This is a genomic window from Microcoleus sp. Pol11C2, from assembly GCF_036701505.1.
Lineage (GTDB): Bacteria > Cyanobacteriota > Cyanobacteriia > Cyanobacteriales > Microcoleaceae > Microcoleus.
Window position 1 is genome coordinate 70,729 of the sequence record NZ_JAUBQX010000028.1, and the last position, 16,272, is coordinate 87,000.

At 47.0% G+C, this 16,272-nt stretch carries 10 protein-coding genes; 7 read left to right on the plus strand and 3 right to left on the minus strand.

The window, feature by feature from the left end; all coding sequences use genetic code 11:
• Positions 1-12 precede the first annotated feature (12 nt).
• Positions 13-1,491 carry an amidase gene (locus QUA42_RS17115; protein WP_333138482.1) on the plus strand — a complete coding sequence of 493 codons (1,479 nt, stop codon included), beginning with the start codon at positions 13-15 and terminating at the stop codon, positions 1,489-1,491.
• 527 nt (positions 1,492-2,018) lie between these two features.
• Here the strand turns inward: QUA42_RS17115 and QUA42_RS17120 are convergent.
• Complete coding sequence (locus QUA42_RS17120; RefSeq protein WP_333138484.1) at positions 2,019-4,229, minus strand: Tex family protein; 2,211 nt, start codon at positions 4,227-4,229, stop codon at positions 2,019-2,021.
• A 162-nt stretch (positions 4,230-4,391) separates the two neighbouring features.
• On the opposite strand from QUA42_RS17120, the gene QUA42_RS17125 reads away from it, so the two are divergent.
• Both QUA42_RS17125 and QUA42_RS17130 read left to right on the plus strand, forming a co-directional pair.
• Complete coding sequence (locus QUA42_RS17125; RefSeq protein WP_333138486.1) at positions 4,392-4,769, plus strand: Uma2 family endonuclease; 378 nt, start codon at positions 4,392-4,394, stop codon at positions 4,767-4,769.
• Between the two features lie 36 nt (positions 4,770-4,805).
• On the plus strand, positions 4,806-5,252 hold the full coding sequence (locus QUA42_RS17130; protein ID WP_333138488.1) for a Uma2 family endonuclease: 447 nt from the start codon (positions 4,806-4,808) through the stop codon (positions 5,250-5,252).
• 54 nt (positions 5,253-5,306) lie between these two features.
• On the opposite strand, the gene QUA42_RS17135 is transcribed toward QUA42_RS17130, so the two are convergent.
• Together QUA42_RS17135 and QUA42_RS17140 are read right to left on the minus strand one after the other, a co-directional pair.
• Positions 5,307-6,284, minus strand: coding sequence for a class II fructose-bisphosphate aldolase (locus QUA42_RS17135; RefSeq protein ID WP_333138490.1), 978 nt, complete (start codon positions 6,282-6,284; stop codon positions 5,307-5,309).
• A gap of 293 nt (positions 6,285-6,577) precedes the next feature.
• A complete protein-coding gene (locus QUA42_RS17140; protein ID WP_333138492.1) occupies positions 6,578-7,312 on the minus strand; it encodes a phosphoadenylyl-sulfate reductase in 735 nt (244 codons plus the stop codon).
• A 934-nt stretch (positions 7,313-8,246) separates the two neighbouring features.
• Between QUA42_RS17140 and QUA42_RS17145 the strand changes: the two genes are divergently transcribed.
• From QUA42_RS17145 to QUA42_RS17160, 4 genes are all read left to right on the plus strand, one after another.
• On the plus strand, positions 8,247-8,612 hold the full coding sequence (locus QUA42_RS17145; protein ID WP_333138493.1) for a response regulator: 366 nt from the start codon (positions 8,247-8,249) through the stop codon (positions 8,610-8,612).
• 254 nt (positions 8,613-8,866) lie between these two features.
• Positions 8,867-9,370 (plus strand): chemotaxis protein CheW, encoded by a 504-nt coding sequence (locus QUA42_RS17150; protein ID WP_333138495.1) that lies wholly within the window; start codon positions 8,867-8,869, stop codon positions 9,368-9,370.
• Between the two features lie 90 nt (positions 9,371-9,460).
• A complete protein-coding gene (locus QUA42_RS17155; RefSeq protein WP_333138497.1) occupies positions 9,461-15,253 on the plus strand; it encodes a PAS domain S-box protein in 5,793 nt (1,930 codons plus the stop codon).
• Positions 15,254-15,453: 200 nt separating this feature from the next.
• Positions 15,454-16,272 (plus strand): Hpt domain-containing protein (locus QUA42_RS17160; protein ID WP_333138499.1); only part of this gene is annotated, 819 nt, incomplete at its 3' end.

Consider the following 16,272-nt stretch of genomic DNA (forward strand, 5'->3'; position numbering starts at 1 on the left):
TGTTTGTTGCTTATGAGTAGCCTGACGTTTGCCTCTGCCCATCAGCTAGCGCGAATGATTCGCGATCGCGAAGTCTCTGCAGTCGAAGTTCTCGACGCTTACCTTACTCAAATCGCCAAACACAACTCGCAATTAAACGCCATTTGTACGCTGGATGAAGACAATGCCCGTACTAGAGCAAAAGTTGCGGATGAAGCCCTAGCCAGAGGAGAAAACTGGGGTGCTTTACATGGGGTTCCCATCACGATTAAAGATATTTTTGAAACAGCCGGACTCCGCACCACAGCAGGCTATATTCCCCTCAAAGATTATGTGCCTCAACAGGATGCAACTGCTGTTGCGAGATTGCGGGCAGCAGGTGCTGTCATCATGGGAAAAACCAACATGGCGGAACTGGCTGCCGATTATCAAAGCACAAATTCTCTGTTTCCACGGGTGAATAATCCTTGGCATCTTCACTACACACCTGGGGGCAGTTCCGGGGGCAGTGCCGCTGCTGTCGCCGCCGGACTTTCACCCTTAGATTTGGGCAACGATTTCGGAGGTTCGGTGCGTCAACCCGCTCATTTCTGCGGCATATATGGTTTAAAGCCGACAGATCGCCGTATTTCTACGGCAGGGCAGATTCCTGAAGTGCCGGGAATGCCACTGTCTATTCGGCAAATGATGACTGTTGGGTGTTTTGCCCGATCGCTGGAAGATATCCGGCTGTGTTTTTCGTTAATTGCAGGCGCGGATCTGCGACGCCCTGATGTCCCGCCGATCCCGCTCGATACACCCTCTGGCAAGCCTTTGCAGCATCTCAAAATCGCTTGGAGCGCTGAATGGGCCGAAGTTCCCGTTGCTTCTGAAATTCGAGCAGCTATGGAGTCGATCGTGCAGACACTCTCTCACGCAGGGGTGCAAATCGAACGCTGGCTTCCCAAAGACTTTGACCTTTCCAAAATATTGAATCTCTACGGACGGATGTCAATGTACCTTACTATCTACGCTCAACCGCAGGATAGATATAATGTGCGTCGTAGTTTAGAGTTAATCTTCCGCACCGCAACGCAAGGCGACAAGGAACTCAGAAAATTGGGAGATTTCAGCAGATTCCTACCTGAGATATTGAATCCAAGTTTGAAAGGATATTTCGAGGCACTCACACAGCGCGATCGCTTCACTGCCCAGATAGATGAGGCATTAGAACCGTGGGATGTATGGCTTTGTCCAGTTGCGGCAACCGCTGCGTTTACTCACCGTCCCGCTTGGAGTGCCGTTGAGGTTAATGGTAGATCCTATCCTCATTCAGTGGCAAACGGGGCTTACACCATGCCTTCTAATCTTAGTGGACATCCTGCGGTGGTAATTCCAATTGGACAAACTCAAAATGGTTTACCGATTGGAATGCAAATTGTTGGTAAGCGGTGGCGTGAAATGGAGTTGTTGGCGATCGCGACGGAGATTGACAAAGTGGTTGGTAGCTTGCAACACCCACCTGGTTACTGAGCATTTTATCAAGTTTCACTTGATGGTCAATGTTTACTCTTGTGGTAGTGTGGGTCAGGTTTGAGATTTTTAATTTGCACCTAAAGTATGAATTTAACGCACAGTTTTTTGCGGGCGTGCGTCAGTTTTTAGATTATTAGTTGGTAATCAAAATAATCCTAGCTGACGCACCCTAATTGATTGTTACTGATGTGTAATGACTACCTTGTATCTGCCATTAACAGGATTTACGGACAAAGCGGTTTGAGAAGAACTGTCTCTGTTTTTTTAACTTGACTTTACCTAGAGAGATCGATCGCACCCAACATTTTGAGCAAGTTCGTATTTTTATCTCTTAAATGTTGGGAATCGGTAAGTGCAAACAATCCTTTGTACTTCTACGGCGGCACTTGGAAAACCAGCAAGAAAAAATAGCAATTACCAGCTTCTTCTTCTGTTCTCTTCCTTCGCGTCCTACCCTACGGGAACGGCTTCGCCGAACGCGTCTTCGCGGTTCGATCGTCCTTTTTCACCTTTCCCCCAAAGTTTCAACGTCGGCGCGGGGCCGGAAGCCTCGCGCTATTGCCATTTTGCGGTTGCGGTTTTTCTTGCAGCTTCATTGTCAAACTAACCCGCTTTAACTTCTCATTCACCTCCAAAACCCGCACTTTCACAACTTGTCCGACTTTAACAATCTGTTTGGGGTCATCTACAAAGCGATCGGCTAATTGAGAAACGTGAACCAAACCATCTTGGTGCACTCCCACATCAACAAAGGCTCCAAAGTTAGCTACATTCGTGATTATGCCTTCTAATTCCATCCCAACTTGCAAGTCGGAGATTTCTTTGATTCCTGCTTGGAAAGTGGCATATTTAAACTCGGCGCGCGGGTCTCTTCCCGGTTTTTCTAGTTCGGAAATAATGTCTCGAAGTGTTGGTTCACCCACTTTTTCAGTGACATATTTCTTAATATTTACAGTCTTGATTTTTTCCGATATTTGTGTTATTCCTGTCAGCGGCAAGTCTAAATCCTTGGCGATCGCTTGCACGACAGGATAACTTTCGGGATGAACTGCTGTATTGTCCAGGGGGTTTTCGCCGCCGCGAATGCGGAGAAACCCGGCTGCTTGTTCAAAAGCTTTTGGCCCGAGTTTGGGAACTTTCAGGAGTTGACGGCGATTTTTAAAGGCGCCGTTTTCGTTGCGGTAATGGACGATATTTTTGGCAACTGTTGCCGTCATTCCTGACACAAATGTCAGCAGTTCTTTGGAAGCTGTGTTTAAGTCAACTCCGACATAATTAACGCAGCTTTCGACTGTTTCGTCGAGTTTCTTTTTGAGCAATTTTTGGTCAACGTCGTGCTGGTATTGACCGACTCCTATTGATTTCGGGTCGATTTTCACGAGTTCGGCGAGGGGGTCTTGCAAGCGCCGTCCGATGCTGACTGCGCCGCGGACGGTGATGTCGAGGTCGGGAAATTCGGCGATCGCCACCTCGCTTGCGGAATAAATAGATGCACCGGATTCATTCACCATGACTTTAATCGGTTTCCTGTCCATTTCTGCCAAAACTTCCGAAACAAATTCGTCTGTTTCCCGGGAAGCTGTACCGTTGCCGATCGCGATTAATTCAATTTTATACTTTTCAATTAAATGCTTGACAATTTTACCAGCTTGCTGTCGCTGAGCGGCCGCTTGGTGGGGGAAAATTGCTTGATATTCTAAAAATTGCCCGGTTTCATCGAGGGCGGAAACTTTACACCCCGTGCGAAATCCCGGATCGATCGCCAGTGTCGGTTTCATGCCCGCCGGCGCCGACAGCAGCAACTCGCGGAGGTTGGTTTCAAAAGTGGCAATGGACTCGATATCAGCGACGGCTTTGTTGTGCGATCGTACTTCTGTAATTAACGAAGTCTTCATCAGTCGGTTAAAGGCATCCTTCAAAGTCGATCGATAAAACTCTTTAACTTCCGGTATCCTAGTTCTAATTTCCTGAGCTTCCAAATAAGCCATCACTGCGGATTCATCAAAAGCCAGTTCCAAATCTAAAACCCCTTCCGTTTCCCCCCGAAACAGCGCTAACATATTGTGCGATTGAACGCTTCTCGCTGCAACTTGGTAATTGCGGTACATTTCAAATTTAGTGCTTCCTTCAGGGAAATCATCTTTAATTTTCGAGACAAAAACTCCTGTTTTCATCAAAAAGTCCCGTAAATAAGCGCGCAATTCGGCTTTTTCCGAAACCGCTTCCGCCAAAATATCCGCAGCACCTTTTAGAGCTTCTTCTGCTGTCTTCACTCCCTTTTCTTCCGAAATGTATTTAGCTGCTTCCGCCTCAAAGTCTGCTGGTTTAGCCGTCGGAAAGTTCAGACTTTTGATAAAATTTGCCAGCGGTTCCAAACCTTTTTCCCTAGCAATTGTCGCTCGCGTCCGCCGCTTGGGTTTGTAAGGCAGATAAAGGTCTTCTAGTTCGTTTTTTTGCAAACACGATTCGATTTTAGCTTGCAGTTCTTCAGTGAGTTTCCCCTGAGAGCTAATCGTATCTAAAATCGACTTTTTGCGCTCTTCAATTTCCGTCAGATAGGTGAAGCGATCGGAGATGTCCCGCAACTGAATTTCATTCAGCAAATCCGTGCGTTCTTTGCGGTAGCGGGCAATAAACGGAATAGTTGCTCCCTCGGCGAAAAGTTCCAGAGCATTATTGACTTGAGACAGATTAATGGAAAGTTCTTGAGCAATCAGTTGAGGAATGTCGATCATAGTGCAGAATTTCAGATCAGTCGATTTGAGATTTGAGAGGTAAGATTTACTTCACCAAATAGAGGAAGAAAACTTTGAAATAAGCGTTTTACAGGGTGTTGGCGCTCGTCCTGCAAGTATTAAAATGATGTTAGCATAAATGCAGTCATTTCTCAATATTATATGTTGCCTTTTAAATATCCTGTGCCGCAAACCGATCCGCCGCGATCGCCCAGAGAAACGCTGCCGACAATGTATGATTTACCCAGCGAAGACCCGGAGGAACCTGGTTGGCCTGACGAATTTCACGATTTGCAGCCGCAGTTGTTGAGCCTGACGTTTCGACCTCGGAATTATCCGGCTTCTGAGATATTTAGCGGCACCGACATGAACCTTTATTATTACGTGCATCACACTCTGTGGCACAAGCGGCCGGCTTGGTTTGGAGTTGTGGGAGTTCCCCGACTTTACGATCAATCCGAACTGGGGATGAGTTATGTTACTTGGCAGGAAGGGGTGAATCCTTTTGTAATTGTAGAACTGCTTTCGCCGGGGACATAAAAAGAAGATTTAGGCGACAATACCGATGAAGAAAAGTTGCCACTTCAGTCGGGAAACACTGCAGGTAACGGGCAAGTTTTGGAGGCCGATACGAAGGAGGAAAGGCCCAGAAAATGGGAGGTTTACAAGCAAATTTTGCTGGTTCCTATTTATGCAGTTTTCAGTCGCTATACTAACAGGTTGCGAGTGTTTGAATTGAAGGGCGGACACTATCAAGAATTAGAACTGCCCGACTCGCGAGTGTGGATTCCTGACCTAAGTTTGGGCTTGGGTTTGTGGCAAGGGGAGTTTCAGGGAATCGATCGAGTGTGGTTGCGCTGGTATGATGTTGATGGCAATTGGATTCTGACTGAAGCGGAACAGCAACGGCAGCGGGCCGAGTCAGCAGAATGTAGGGCTCAACAAACGGAAGCTCAATTGCAGTCTTTAATTCTGCGGCTGCGGGAATCTGGCATCGATCCCGATCAATTTTTAAAGGGTTAGAGAGGACTGAAGTCCTGACTAAAAACTGGTTCGCAGTCAGGACTATAGTTGGTTTTACTTCAACATCAGACTCAAGGCCTCACTATACACAGGCTGTAACATTTGATCAAAAAGTGATTGGTTGTCGCTTGTTTGTTTGTTGCTTGTACTGTTTGGGGTCAAGTCATCCCTGTAGGGAGAATGATGCAAATAAGCTTTACCGACAGAACCGAAAAGTTGCAGTTTGTCAGAAATCACCCATCGCATGGCATCGATAGCTTTTTCCATTATTTCCAACAAATCCGGATGTGCCTCAGAAATGCTACTTTTTAACACCTCCATATAAGCTTCGCGAACTTCCGTATTCACATTAAATTTAGATACTCCGAATTTAATACATTGATGAATCATTGAGTCCGGTAAACCGCTAGCACCGTGCATCACTAACGGCACTGAAACAGCAGCCCGGATTTTTGCCAGACGCGGAAAATCGAGTTTCGGTTCGCTTAGATATTTGCCGTGAACGTTACCAATTGTTACGGCCAAAAAATCCACCTTAGTTTCTTTGATAAACTCTACTGCTGCTACGGGATCGGTCATCCTTGCGGCTTTCTCATCGATTGTCAAACCTTCTTCCCTGCCACTAATTCTGCCGATTTCTGCTTCAACTGTCGCACCGTTAGCGTGGCATAATTTAGTCATTTCCCGGCTAAATATTAAGTTTTGTTCGTATGGCAAAAAAGAACCGTCTGCCATAGTTGATTTGATGCCAGCGGCTAGGGCGAGGTGAATGTCTTTTTCTGAGGTGCTGTGATCTAAGTGTACTGCGATCGGTACTAAAGATTTGCGGGCCGCTTTGATGCACAGCGCGACTAAAGGCGATTGTCCGTATTGGAGGGCGCTGGGGTGAAGTTGCAGTATAGCAGGGCTGTGCAGCGCTTCGGCCGCATTGATGACGGCTTTTACTCCTTCGAGGTTGTAGACGTTAAAAGCGCCGATCGCATAACCATTTCTCAAGGCCGTGTTCAGCAATTCGCTAGTTGAGGCGAGCATATAGTACCTGCTTTAAAAACTTTTCTGAATGTTGATCATTCTATCAAATTTCAAGGGCAAGCTCAGCTTAATTTGTGTTTATTTTAATTGCGAATTTTTCGGCTAGCATTTATTCTGAATGTCGATCATTATATCAAAGTTTAAGGGCAAGCTCAGCTTAATTTGTGTTTATTTTAATTGCGAATTCTTCGGCTACGATTTATGTGAAGTGCATTTATTCTTGGGTAAGGTGCGCCTAGCGCACCCTACTATTTGTTTGGTGAGCCTAGCGCACCTTACAACTAACTGATTTACTATGCTTGTGCGTTACCAGCGTGCAAACCGCATTCTTTTACGGTCGCTTCTTCCCACCACCAGCGACCTTCGCGTTCGTGTTGGTTCGGTAATACCGGCTTCGTACAAGGTTCGCAACCAATACTTACAAAACCCCGTTCGTGCAACTTGTTGTAAGGCACATCCAAAGCGCGAATGTATTCCCAAACCTCTGCTGAAGACCAGTTTGCTAAGGGGTTAAATTTAATTAATTCATGGTCAGGAGTTGAGAATGCAGTGTCAACTTCAATGACCGGAATACCATTGCGGGTACTGGGACTTTGGTCTTTCCGCTGACCAGTAATCCAAGCATCGAGAGTATTCAGTTTGCGGCGCAGCGGCTTGACTTTTCGCACGCCACAGCATTCTTTGTGACCGTCTTGATAAAAACTAAACAATCCCTTTTCTTCTACTAGGGCTTGTACTTCTGCTGCATCGGGAAACATTACTTCTAATTTAATGCCGTAATGTTTTCTGACTTGATCCAAAAACTGATAAGTTTCCGAGTGCAATCGTCCGGTATCTAGGGTGAAAACGCGGAAATTTTTGGTGATTTTTGAGGCAAGATCGATCAGAACTACATCTTCAGCCCCGCTGAAAGAAATTGAGATATTGTCAAAATTTTCTAGGGCAAATTTGAGAATGTCTCGCGGTGTTTTTTGACTGTATTCTGCTTCTAGCGCGGCAATGTTGAGATTTCTTTGGATGGCAACCATATTTTCGGGTTTTCGGTGTTCTTTTCCTCTAGCCCTTTATTATAGCCGATCGCCGTGTCTCTCTCACCGACTAATTTGACAATCAAGCAATGTCGTCCGGGGTCCCCGGATTCATCCGTGAAGCGAAAAAAAATATCCGACTGCTCATCACCAGCCGCCGGATTGATCAGTGGGAGCGCTTCTTCAATTCTAAAATCTAAAATCTAAAATCTAAAATCGATTGACCGCATCTTGCAGCAGTCTTTTCGGCTGAACCCACAATCAAGCTCAAGGATGGCGGTCGCCTCCTGGTAGTAGTTTTAGTGAAACCCACACTTCTCTACTGGGTAAAATGGGACTCCCGCGCGGTCAGTTTATTTTCCCCCAAAATTATAAATTACAGACAATAAAATTCTTTAAATGTCCTTGTTACTATCATCAATTTGGGCATTAATTATTAATTCAATAATAGCGACAAATCAGCAATATAGTGCTGTATATTAAGTTAGTTAAAATTTGATATCATTACCAGTGTTAACTGCGACCTAGCTATTTTTCAATGGCTGTTATTTGGACTAATGAAATAACTTAGCCAGCACGACTTAGGCAATGCAGTGAACTAGAAAATAGGGAACAAATATCAAAAAAATACGTAGAAAATATCGCTTTGGTACCCCAGTCGCTCTTTCTCATAAGAACTGTTGCTTTCAACACAGCGAATTACCAATAATCAATTACCACTTACCGATTAATTTATTCAGACCGATTCCGTTAGCAAAGTAAATTTTTATCGCTTTTAATCACTGACAGCTAACCTTCAGCCATGCGATCGGCTATATTGTATTTGGAAGTACATTAATTTGTCCGCAAAGCGGTATAGTCCCATCGCCGCCGGTCGCGCCAGCTTCTGAATAAACGTAGTCCGCTGTCAACAACAGCAAGGAAGTGTGGAATTATGTCAAAAATTTTAGTAGTGGACGACGTTAAGACCGAACTAGAAATCATCTGCCGCATTCTTCAAGATGCCGGACTCGATGTGATCCGGGCAGGCGACGGCGAAGAAGCGATCGCCATGATCCGCAAAACCCCTCCGGCTTTGGTCGTTTTAGATGTAGTGATGCCACGAATGAACGGGTTTGAAGTGATCAGAGAATTGCGGGGCGATCGCACAACTGCCAAATTGCCCGTAGTATTTTGTACTCATAAAAACACCGAGATCGATAAAGCTTGGGGAACTGATTTAGGGGCAGACGCTTACGTCAGCAAACCCTTTGAACCTCAGCAACTCGTTCACATAGTGCAGCGCTTGCTTTCAGCGTAAACCGAATATAAAGTGATCGGCCACTTCCCAAAAAACATTATACCGACAAACCCCGTTTTTTTAAAATTTACTGGGTTTTTGAATTCCATAAAAATTTATGTTTAATCCTAGAAACCTGCTTATTTGCCCAGCCGCGATTTATTTAACGGAAACATTTGAGGTACCCAAAGTGATGGTGAAAAACTCGATCGCCGATCGGCTTTAGGGTCGCAAAACTCTAATTGGTAAGCTACACTAGAAACTAAAAATAAGCCATGAAAATAACGGCTCCCCCCGCTGGGGCGCATCAGACAAGTGCAACAAAGCAATTTCTCCTGTTCGGTCAAGGAGGCAGTCTGTTCGGCATAGAATTAGAGGCTGTGCGGGAAGTCCTTTCCCTCAAGGAACAACCAATTTCCCTGGTTCCCAATACCCAGCCATTTTTGCTGGGATTAACCAACTTGCGGGGCGAAATCTTAGCAGCAGCAGACTTCGGACTGTTTGTCGGTATTGAGTCTGTTGACACCTACCACCCAAACAGCCGCATCTTAGTGGTAGAAGCGCCTGATCCACGAGACGTGAGATTGTTGTCGAAAATGCGCCTGGGATTAGCCGTCTCCCGCGTCGAAGGAGTTTTACCTCTCAATCCCGATCGCATTGTCTCAGCACTAGATGTGAGTCCCGACCTAGCTCCATTCTTAAAAGGTCTGTACAATTCCGAAGGACGTTTGCTAATGATTGTCGATGTAGAAGCGATCGCCCATTCCGAACGCTGGTAAAAAGCAACCATACAGGTAAGTCTACAACTGCTTTCCATCAATAATTTTAACTAACGAGCGCCCGCATCCGATTTGCCCATCCTTAATTTTATGATCAAAATTCTCTATACCTTGATCGCAACGACTTTAACCCTGACGTTGCCTGACTTGTCCCAATCGGTGCTAGCTGGAGCTGCTAATTGCATCATTTGTGTGTGTTATTTTGCCATAGCCTGGATAATCAGCTTAGGTTTGTGGCGAAACCGTCAATTCGGGTTCGACATCTTCGCCACAGCCACAGCAGCCATATTTTGGAGCTGCGCTTTGGGCCACAGCGGCCACGCCGCCGAATACCTAGGGCTGCCGCACTCTCCGGTGGCACAAACAGTGTGGGATTGGATAACTGTAATGGCGGCGCTCGTTTTTTTGAGTTTGTCCAACCGCTACGGATTCTTAGTAGGTTCCAAGCAAATCCTTAGCTCTAAAAAAGAAACAGAACAAGCACTGAGCGAAACTAACCAGCGATTTCACGCAATCTTCGACCAAGCTTTTCAAATGTTTGCATTATTGGAGCCAGACGGTACTCTGATCGAAGCAAATCAGGCAGCGCTAAAATTGCACGATTTGCAAGCATCAGAAGTGCTGGGGATAAAATTTTGGCTGACACCTTGTTGGGCATCATCTCCAGCCAACCAGCAGCGCCTAAAAACGAACATTAAACAAGTCTCGATCGGCAATTTAGTCCGAGAAGAATACGAAATCACCGGACACAACAACGATGTGACAGTAATGGATATGTCGTTTAAGCCGCTGTTAAATGCCACAGGAGAAGTATTTCAAATCCTCGCCGAAGGCCGCGACATTACCAAGCGCAAACAGACAGAAGCCGCATTGCAGCAGCTAACTGCTGAACTAGAGCAGCGAGTGAATGAAAGAACCGAGCAGCTCCTGCAAACTAACGCACAAATGGAACAGGAAATTCGCGATCGCACCGCAGCCCAAGAGCAATTGAAAGCCTCAGAACAATTCTTAAACAACATCCTCAACAGCATCCCCGACCCGATTTATGTCAAAGACCAACAGCACCGTTGGATCATATTAAATGATGCCTTTTGTCAATACATAGGTCATAGCAGAGAAGAACTAATTGGCAAATCCTACTACCAGTTTTTGCCCAAAGAGGAAGCAAAGACATATCGAGAAAAAGACGAATTAGTTTTCTTGACAAATACCAGCACCGAAATCCAAAAAACTATCACAGACCCAGCAGGAAACACCCGCTTTGTGTCCGCAAAAAAATCTACCTTTGTAGATGCCGACGCCAGACAATTTCTCGTTTGCGCGATTAGAGATATCACCCAGCGCGTGCAAATGGAAGAACAACTGCGGCACACACTCGCAGAAGCAGAAAGCTCCCAAAACTTGCTGCGGACAGTCATTGACGCTACGCCAGACTGCATATTTGTCAAAGATAGAAACTCGCGCTATACCCTAGTCAATGCAGGTTTCGCCACCGCCTTGGGCAAAACTCAAGCAGAAATTATCGGCAAAGACGACGCAGAAATAGGCATATCGGTCGATCGAATCTTTGGCAGCTTCCATGCCCAAACCGACTCCCAGAACCAAATCCAAAACTTCCGGGCAGATAACCATCTCGCCCCGAACTCCAACGACTCCGCCACCTTAGCCGACGGCAAAGTACACAGCTTTGACACCCTGAAATTGCCCCTCAAAGACGCAGAAGGCAACATTTTAGGAATGCTCGGCTTGGCACGCGACATCACACAGCGCCGCAAATCGGAACAAGAACTATTGCGGTTCAAAGCAATTTTAGAAACCACAACAGACTGGGTAGGCATCGCCGACTCCCAACAGCGCACCATTTATCTCAACCGCGCAGCCAGAGAAATGTTAAGAGTTGGCGAGCACGCAGATTTAGCTGGATTCAGCATTTCCGACCTGACATCGCCCAAAAGTATCGACACTCTTATCAACGTCGGCATCCCCGCAGCTTGCCGGGAGGGGGCGTGGAGCGGCGAGGCGATGTGGCGAACTTTAGACGGCAAAGAAATACCAGTTTCTCAAGTAATTATTGCTCACAAATCCGAGAAGGGAGAAATTGAATTTCTGTCAACTATCGCCCGCAACATTACAGAAAGCAAGCGCACAGAAGAAGCCTTGCAGCAGAACTTGCAAATGCTCGACCTCGCCAGCGACGCCTTGATCGTTCGGGATATTGACGGCACGATTAATTATTGGAGTCAGGGAGCCGAACGGATGTATGGCTGGACAAAAAAAGAAGCCTTGGGGAAACTCACCCATACTCTATTGCACAGCATTTTTTCCCAGCCTTTAGCAGCTATCTCGGCACAGTTAGAAGAGCAGGATTATTGGGAAGGAGAAATAATTCACACCACCAATTCTAACACCAAAATTACCGTGTTCAGCCGCTGGAATTTGCAGCGAGACGAACAGGGAAAACCCAAAGCAATTTTAGAAACTAACAACGATATCACGGAGCGCAAGCAAGCCGAAATCGAAAAGGAAAGATTGATTTCGATCGTAGAAAGCAGCTCGGATTTTATCGGCACGGCAACGATGGAGGGAGAGGCAACATACCTGAATCCCGCTGGAATGAAATTAGTAGGATTGCCAAATCTTGAAGAAGTCAAAAATAAAAGTGTTTATGAGTTCTTCTGTGCAGAAGATGTTAAGTTTTTCCAAGAAGAAATCCTGCCGCCTACTGTGCGAGACGGTTTTTGGCAGGGTGAATTCCGCTTGAGGAACTTTCAAACCGGCGAAAACCTTCCGGTTGACTTCACCATATTTACCGTCAAAAACCCAGAAACCGGCGAGCCTATTGGGTTGGCAACAGTTACTCGCGACATCAGCGATCGCAAACGCGCAGAAGAGATGCTGCGCGATCGCGAAAGACTGTTCCGAGCCATTTTTGACCAATCGTTCCAATTAATAGGGCTGCTCAAACCAGACGGAACCGTTTTGGAAGTCAACCAAACAGCTCTCGCCGTCGCCGGACTGGAGCGCGAAGACTTCCTAGGCACACAGTTTGTAGATAATTTGTGGTGGGAAATTTCCCCAGAAGCCAAGCAAAAAGTGCAAGCTGCGCTCGCAAAAGCTGCCGCCGGCGAGGTAGTCCGCTACGAAGCCGACGTGCTCGTTGCTGGGGGTGCTGTGATGACAGTGGACTTCTCGCTCAAGCCGATCGTAGACGATAGTGGCAAAGTCGTGCTGCTGATTCCAGAAGCTCGCGACATCAGCGATCGCAAAGCCCTAGAACGAGAATTAGTTTTGCGTGAATCCCGCTTTGACGCATTTTTTGCAGCCGCCCCGGCCTGCATGTTTATCTTTGACGACCAGTTGCGCTACGTGCAAGTCAACGAGAAATTCGCGCAAACTACCGGCCCATCAGTTGCCGAACACCTCGGGAAGACTGTAAGGGAAGTTATACCCGAAATGGTTGATACCCTAGAGCCGATATTGCAGCAGGTTCTCGCCACCAACAAACCATTTTTAAACGTTGAGGTGTCGGGAACAACTCTCAACCAACCGGGCGTTATCCGAGATTGGCTGGCTTCTTACTTTCCTTTGGCCGGAGAGGACGGCAAACCGATGGGTATCGGCGGTGTGGCGATCGAAATTTCCGATCGCAAAAAAGCAGAAGTAGAGCGCGATCGATTTTTTACCCTTTCCCTAGACTTGGTTTGTATTATAGATTTTGAAGGCAAATTCAATCGCGTCAATCCCGCTTGGGAAGACACGCTCGGCTACCCGCCGCTTGAACTCGAAGGCCAAGAATATATCGATTTAGTCCATCCAGACGATCGCAAATCAACCATAGAACAATCGGAAAAAGTAGCCAGTGGCGCCGAATTAAAGTCTTATGAAAATCGCTACCGCTGCAAAGACGGTTCCTACAAGTGGCTGTCGTGGAAAGTGCGACCTGTAACCGAACTAAAGCTCATGTATGCAGTCGCTCGCGACGTTAGCGACACCAAACAGGCGATGGTGCAACTGGAAAAAACAACAGCCCAATTAGCCCATTCCGAAGAGCAATTTCGGCAGCAAACCAATCTCTTGCAACTGCTAATAAATAGCATTGGCGACGGCATAATTGCTGCCGACGAAAATAACAATTTTGTGTTGTTCAACCCCGCCGCCCAAGATATCTTTGGCACGGGTTCGACAGATACTGTTCCCGACGAGTGGTCGGCAAGATACGGTTTATTCTTGCCCGATACCGTAACTCCCTTTCCCCCAGCCGAAATACCTTTAGCGCGCACGGTTCGAGGAGAAGCCTTTGACGACGCAGACGTTTTCACTCGCCACGCAGGCAAGCCTGACGGTCTGTGGGTGAAAGTTAACGGCCGGCCGCTCAAAGACGAAACGGGGGCGCTTAAAGGCGGCGTAGTCGTTTGCCGCAACGTCACCGAACAAAGAGCATCCCAGCAGCAGATGCAGCAGTTGGCCCAGGCACAGGAACGCTTGCTGCAAGAACTCAAAACTCGGCAAAATGCTCTAGACGAATCTGCGATCGTCAGCGAAACTGATGTCCAAGGCATGATTACCTACGTCAACGACAGATTCATTGAAATCTCCGGTTACACCATAGGAGAACTCCTGCACCGCAACCACCGCCTCGTCAATTCTGGCTACCATCCCAAATCATTTTTTGAAGAAATGTGGGTGACAATTTCTCGCGGTTTGGTATGGCAAGGGGAAATCAAAAACCGACGCAAAAATGGCTCGTTTTACTGGGTATATTCGACGATATCCCCCATTTTTGATACCAGCGGCACAATAGTCAAATATATCGCCATTCGCTTTGACATCACCGAGCGCAAAGAAGCAGAAGAACGACTAGAAAAATTGGCAGCAGAACGTAAAGCTGAAGCTGATTCTCTGACGCAGCAAGTCCTTAAATTGTTGGGAGAAATTAAAGGCGCGGCTCAAGGCGACTTGACAGTCAGGGCGGAAGTGACTAACGATGTTTTAGGTGCTGTCGCCGACTCTTTCAACTTCTTAATCGGTTCTCTGCGGAAAGTGGTAACGGGAATTCAAACTTTAGCCGAACAGGTAACATCTGCCACCGACGAGTCAATTAACAATACCAGTCAACTCACCCAACAGGCGGAAATTCAAGCAGCAAAAATATCTGCCATCATGCGCGAAATCGAGCGGATTGTGAATTCGATCCGCGACGTGCGAGATGTTTCGGTGCGGGCAGAAACAGTGGCCCAGCAGTCTTCTCAAACGGCTGAAGTCGGCGGTATGGCGGTCGATCGAGCTGTCGAAGGCATTAACGGGCTCCGGTTGACGATCGCCTCTACCTCGAAAATGATGAAGCGTTTGGGCGAATCTTCGCAGCAAATTGGCAAAATTGTGACTTCGATTTCTCAACTTGCTTCGCAAACTAATTTATTAGCTCTGAATGCTACTATTGAGGCGGCGCGAGCCGGCGAACAAGGTTTAGGCTTTGCAGTTGTTGCCGAAGAAGTGCGGAAATTAGCAGAAAGATCCGCCGGCGCTACGGAGGAAATCTCCGAAATTGTCGGTACAATTCAAGAAGAAATCAGCCGGGTCATGAAGGCAATGGAATCCGGGACGCTGGAGGTAGTGGAAGGCACTAAGCTGGCAAGCGAAGCTAAAACTCACCTCAATGCCATCATCGAAGTTAGTCGAGAAATGAATGCTTTGGTACAGAATATTACTAGCGCATCTGCCAAGCAAACTGTTTCGGCTGAGGGAATTGCTAACAGTATGCAGCAAGTCAACGAGATAGCGAATACGACTGCACAAAAAGGTGCGGATGTCAAAGCATCTTTGGACGAGCTGTCTGGTTCTTTGGGCCAATTGCAAAAGTCTGTGGCGAATTTCCGCAGTTAGTTCAGTTGACAGTTGACAGTTGACAGTTGACTGTTATACGAATCACTAATAACTCTCGTTGTTGTCGGGGCGGGTTGACAAATATCCTTAATGCGAAGTTATAGATAATCGTGAACCCCCCCGACAACAATTACAGTTAAATAACGACATCATATATAAAAAACTGCCAACAGTTAACAGTCAACAGACAACAGACTAATATGAATGATGACGATTTAAACGAATTAATAGATGCTTTTACCGCAGAATGCGAAGAGTTTCTCCAGTCAATGGAGACGAATCTGCTGGCGATGGAAGCTGCGGGTTTGAAAGAGCGACAAGTGGCAGTTAAAGAAATGTTTCGGGCGGCTCACTCGATTAAAGGTGCGGGTTCGATGTTGGGCTTTCAAAACGTATCGGCGGCGGCTCACACGCTGGAGGACTGTTTTGTCATTTTGCGCGATCGCACAGACTTGTCGGCTCTGGAACCGACTACTGTGAGTGTTTTGCTGCAGGGGGTGGATGCTCTCAAAAAGATTACGATCGAATCAGTTCAACACTCCGATGTCACAACTCCGGATCAAACGGAAAACTTGGAGGCGATCGCCCAAATTTTCGCCCAGTTCCAGGCCAAGTACGGCAAGTCAGAACAGCCGCCAGTCCCCGCAGCCAGCCAATCGCCCGCCCCCGACACTCTGAAACTGATTTTTGAACACCAAGTGCCGGCACTCTTCAATCGCCTAGAAACCGAGCTTTCCCAAGCTTCCGAGGGAGATTTGGCAAAAAGCGTCACCGCCCTCAACCAGGTTTACTACCAACTCTCCGGTTTGGCTGGAATGCTGCTATTGCCGGATTTTGGGAAAATCGCCGCAGCCCTCAGCGCTTTGATAGACTCTCCCGACTTGACTCTACAACGGTTGCAATCCGAGGGTTGGGCGATCGCCCAAAACTTGCAAACCGCACGCCAACAAATATTGGAAGGAAGGGCGATCGACATCCCCGAAATCTCCCCCTCCCCGACTCCCCCCGACTCCCCCCGA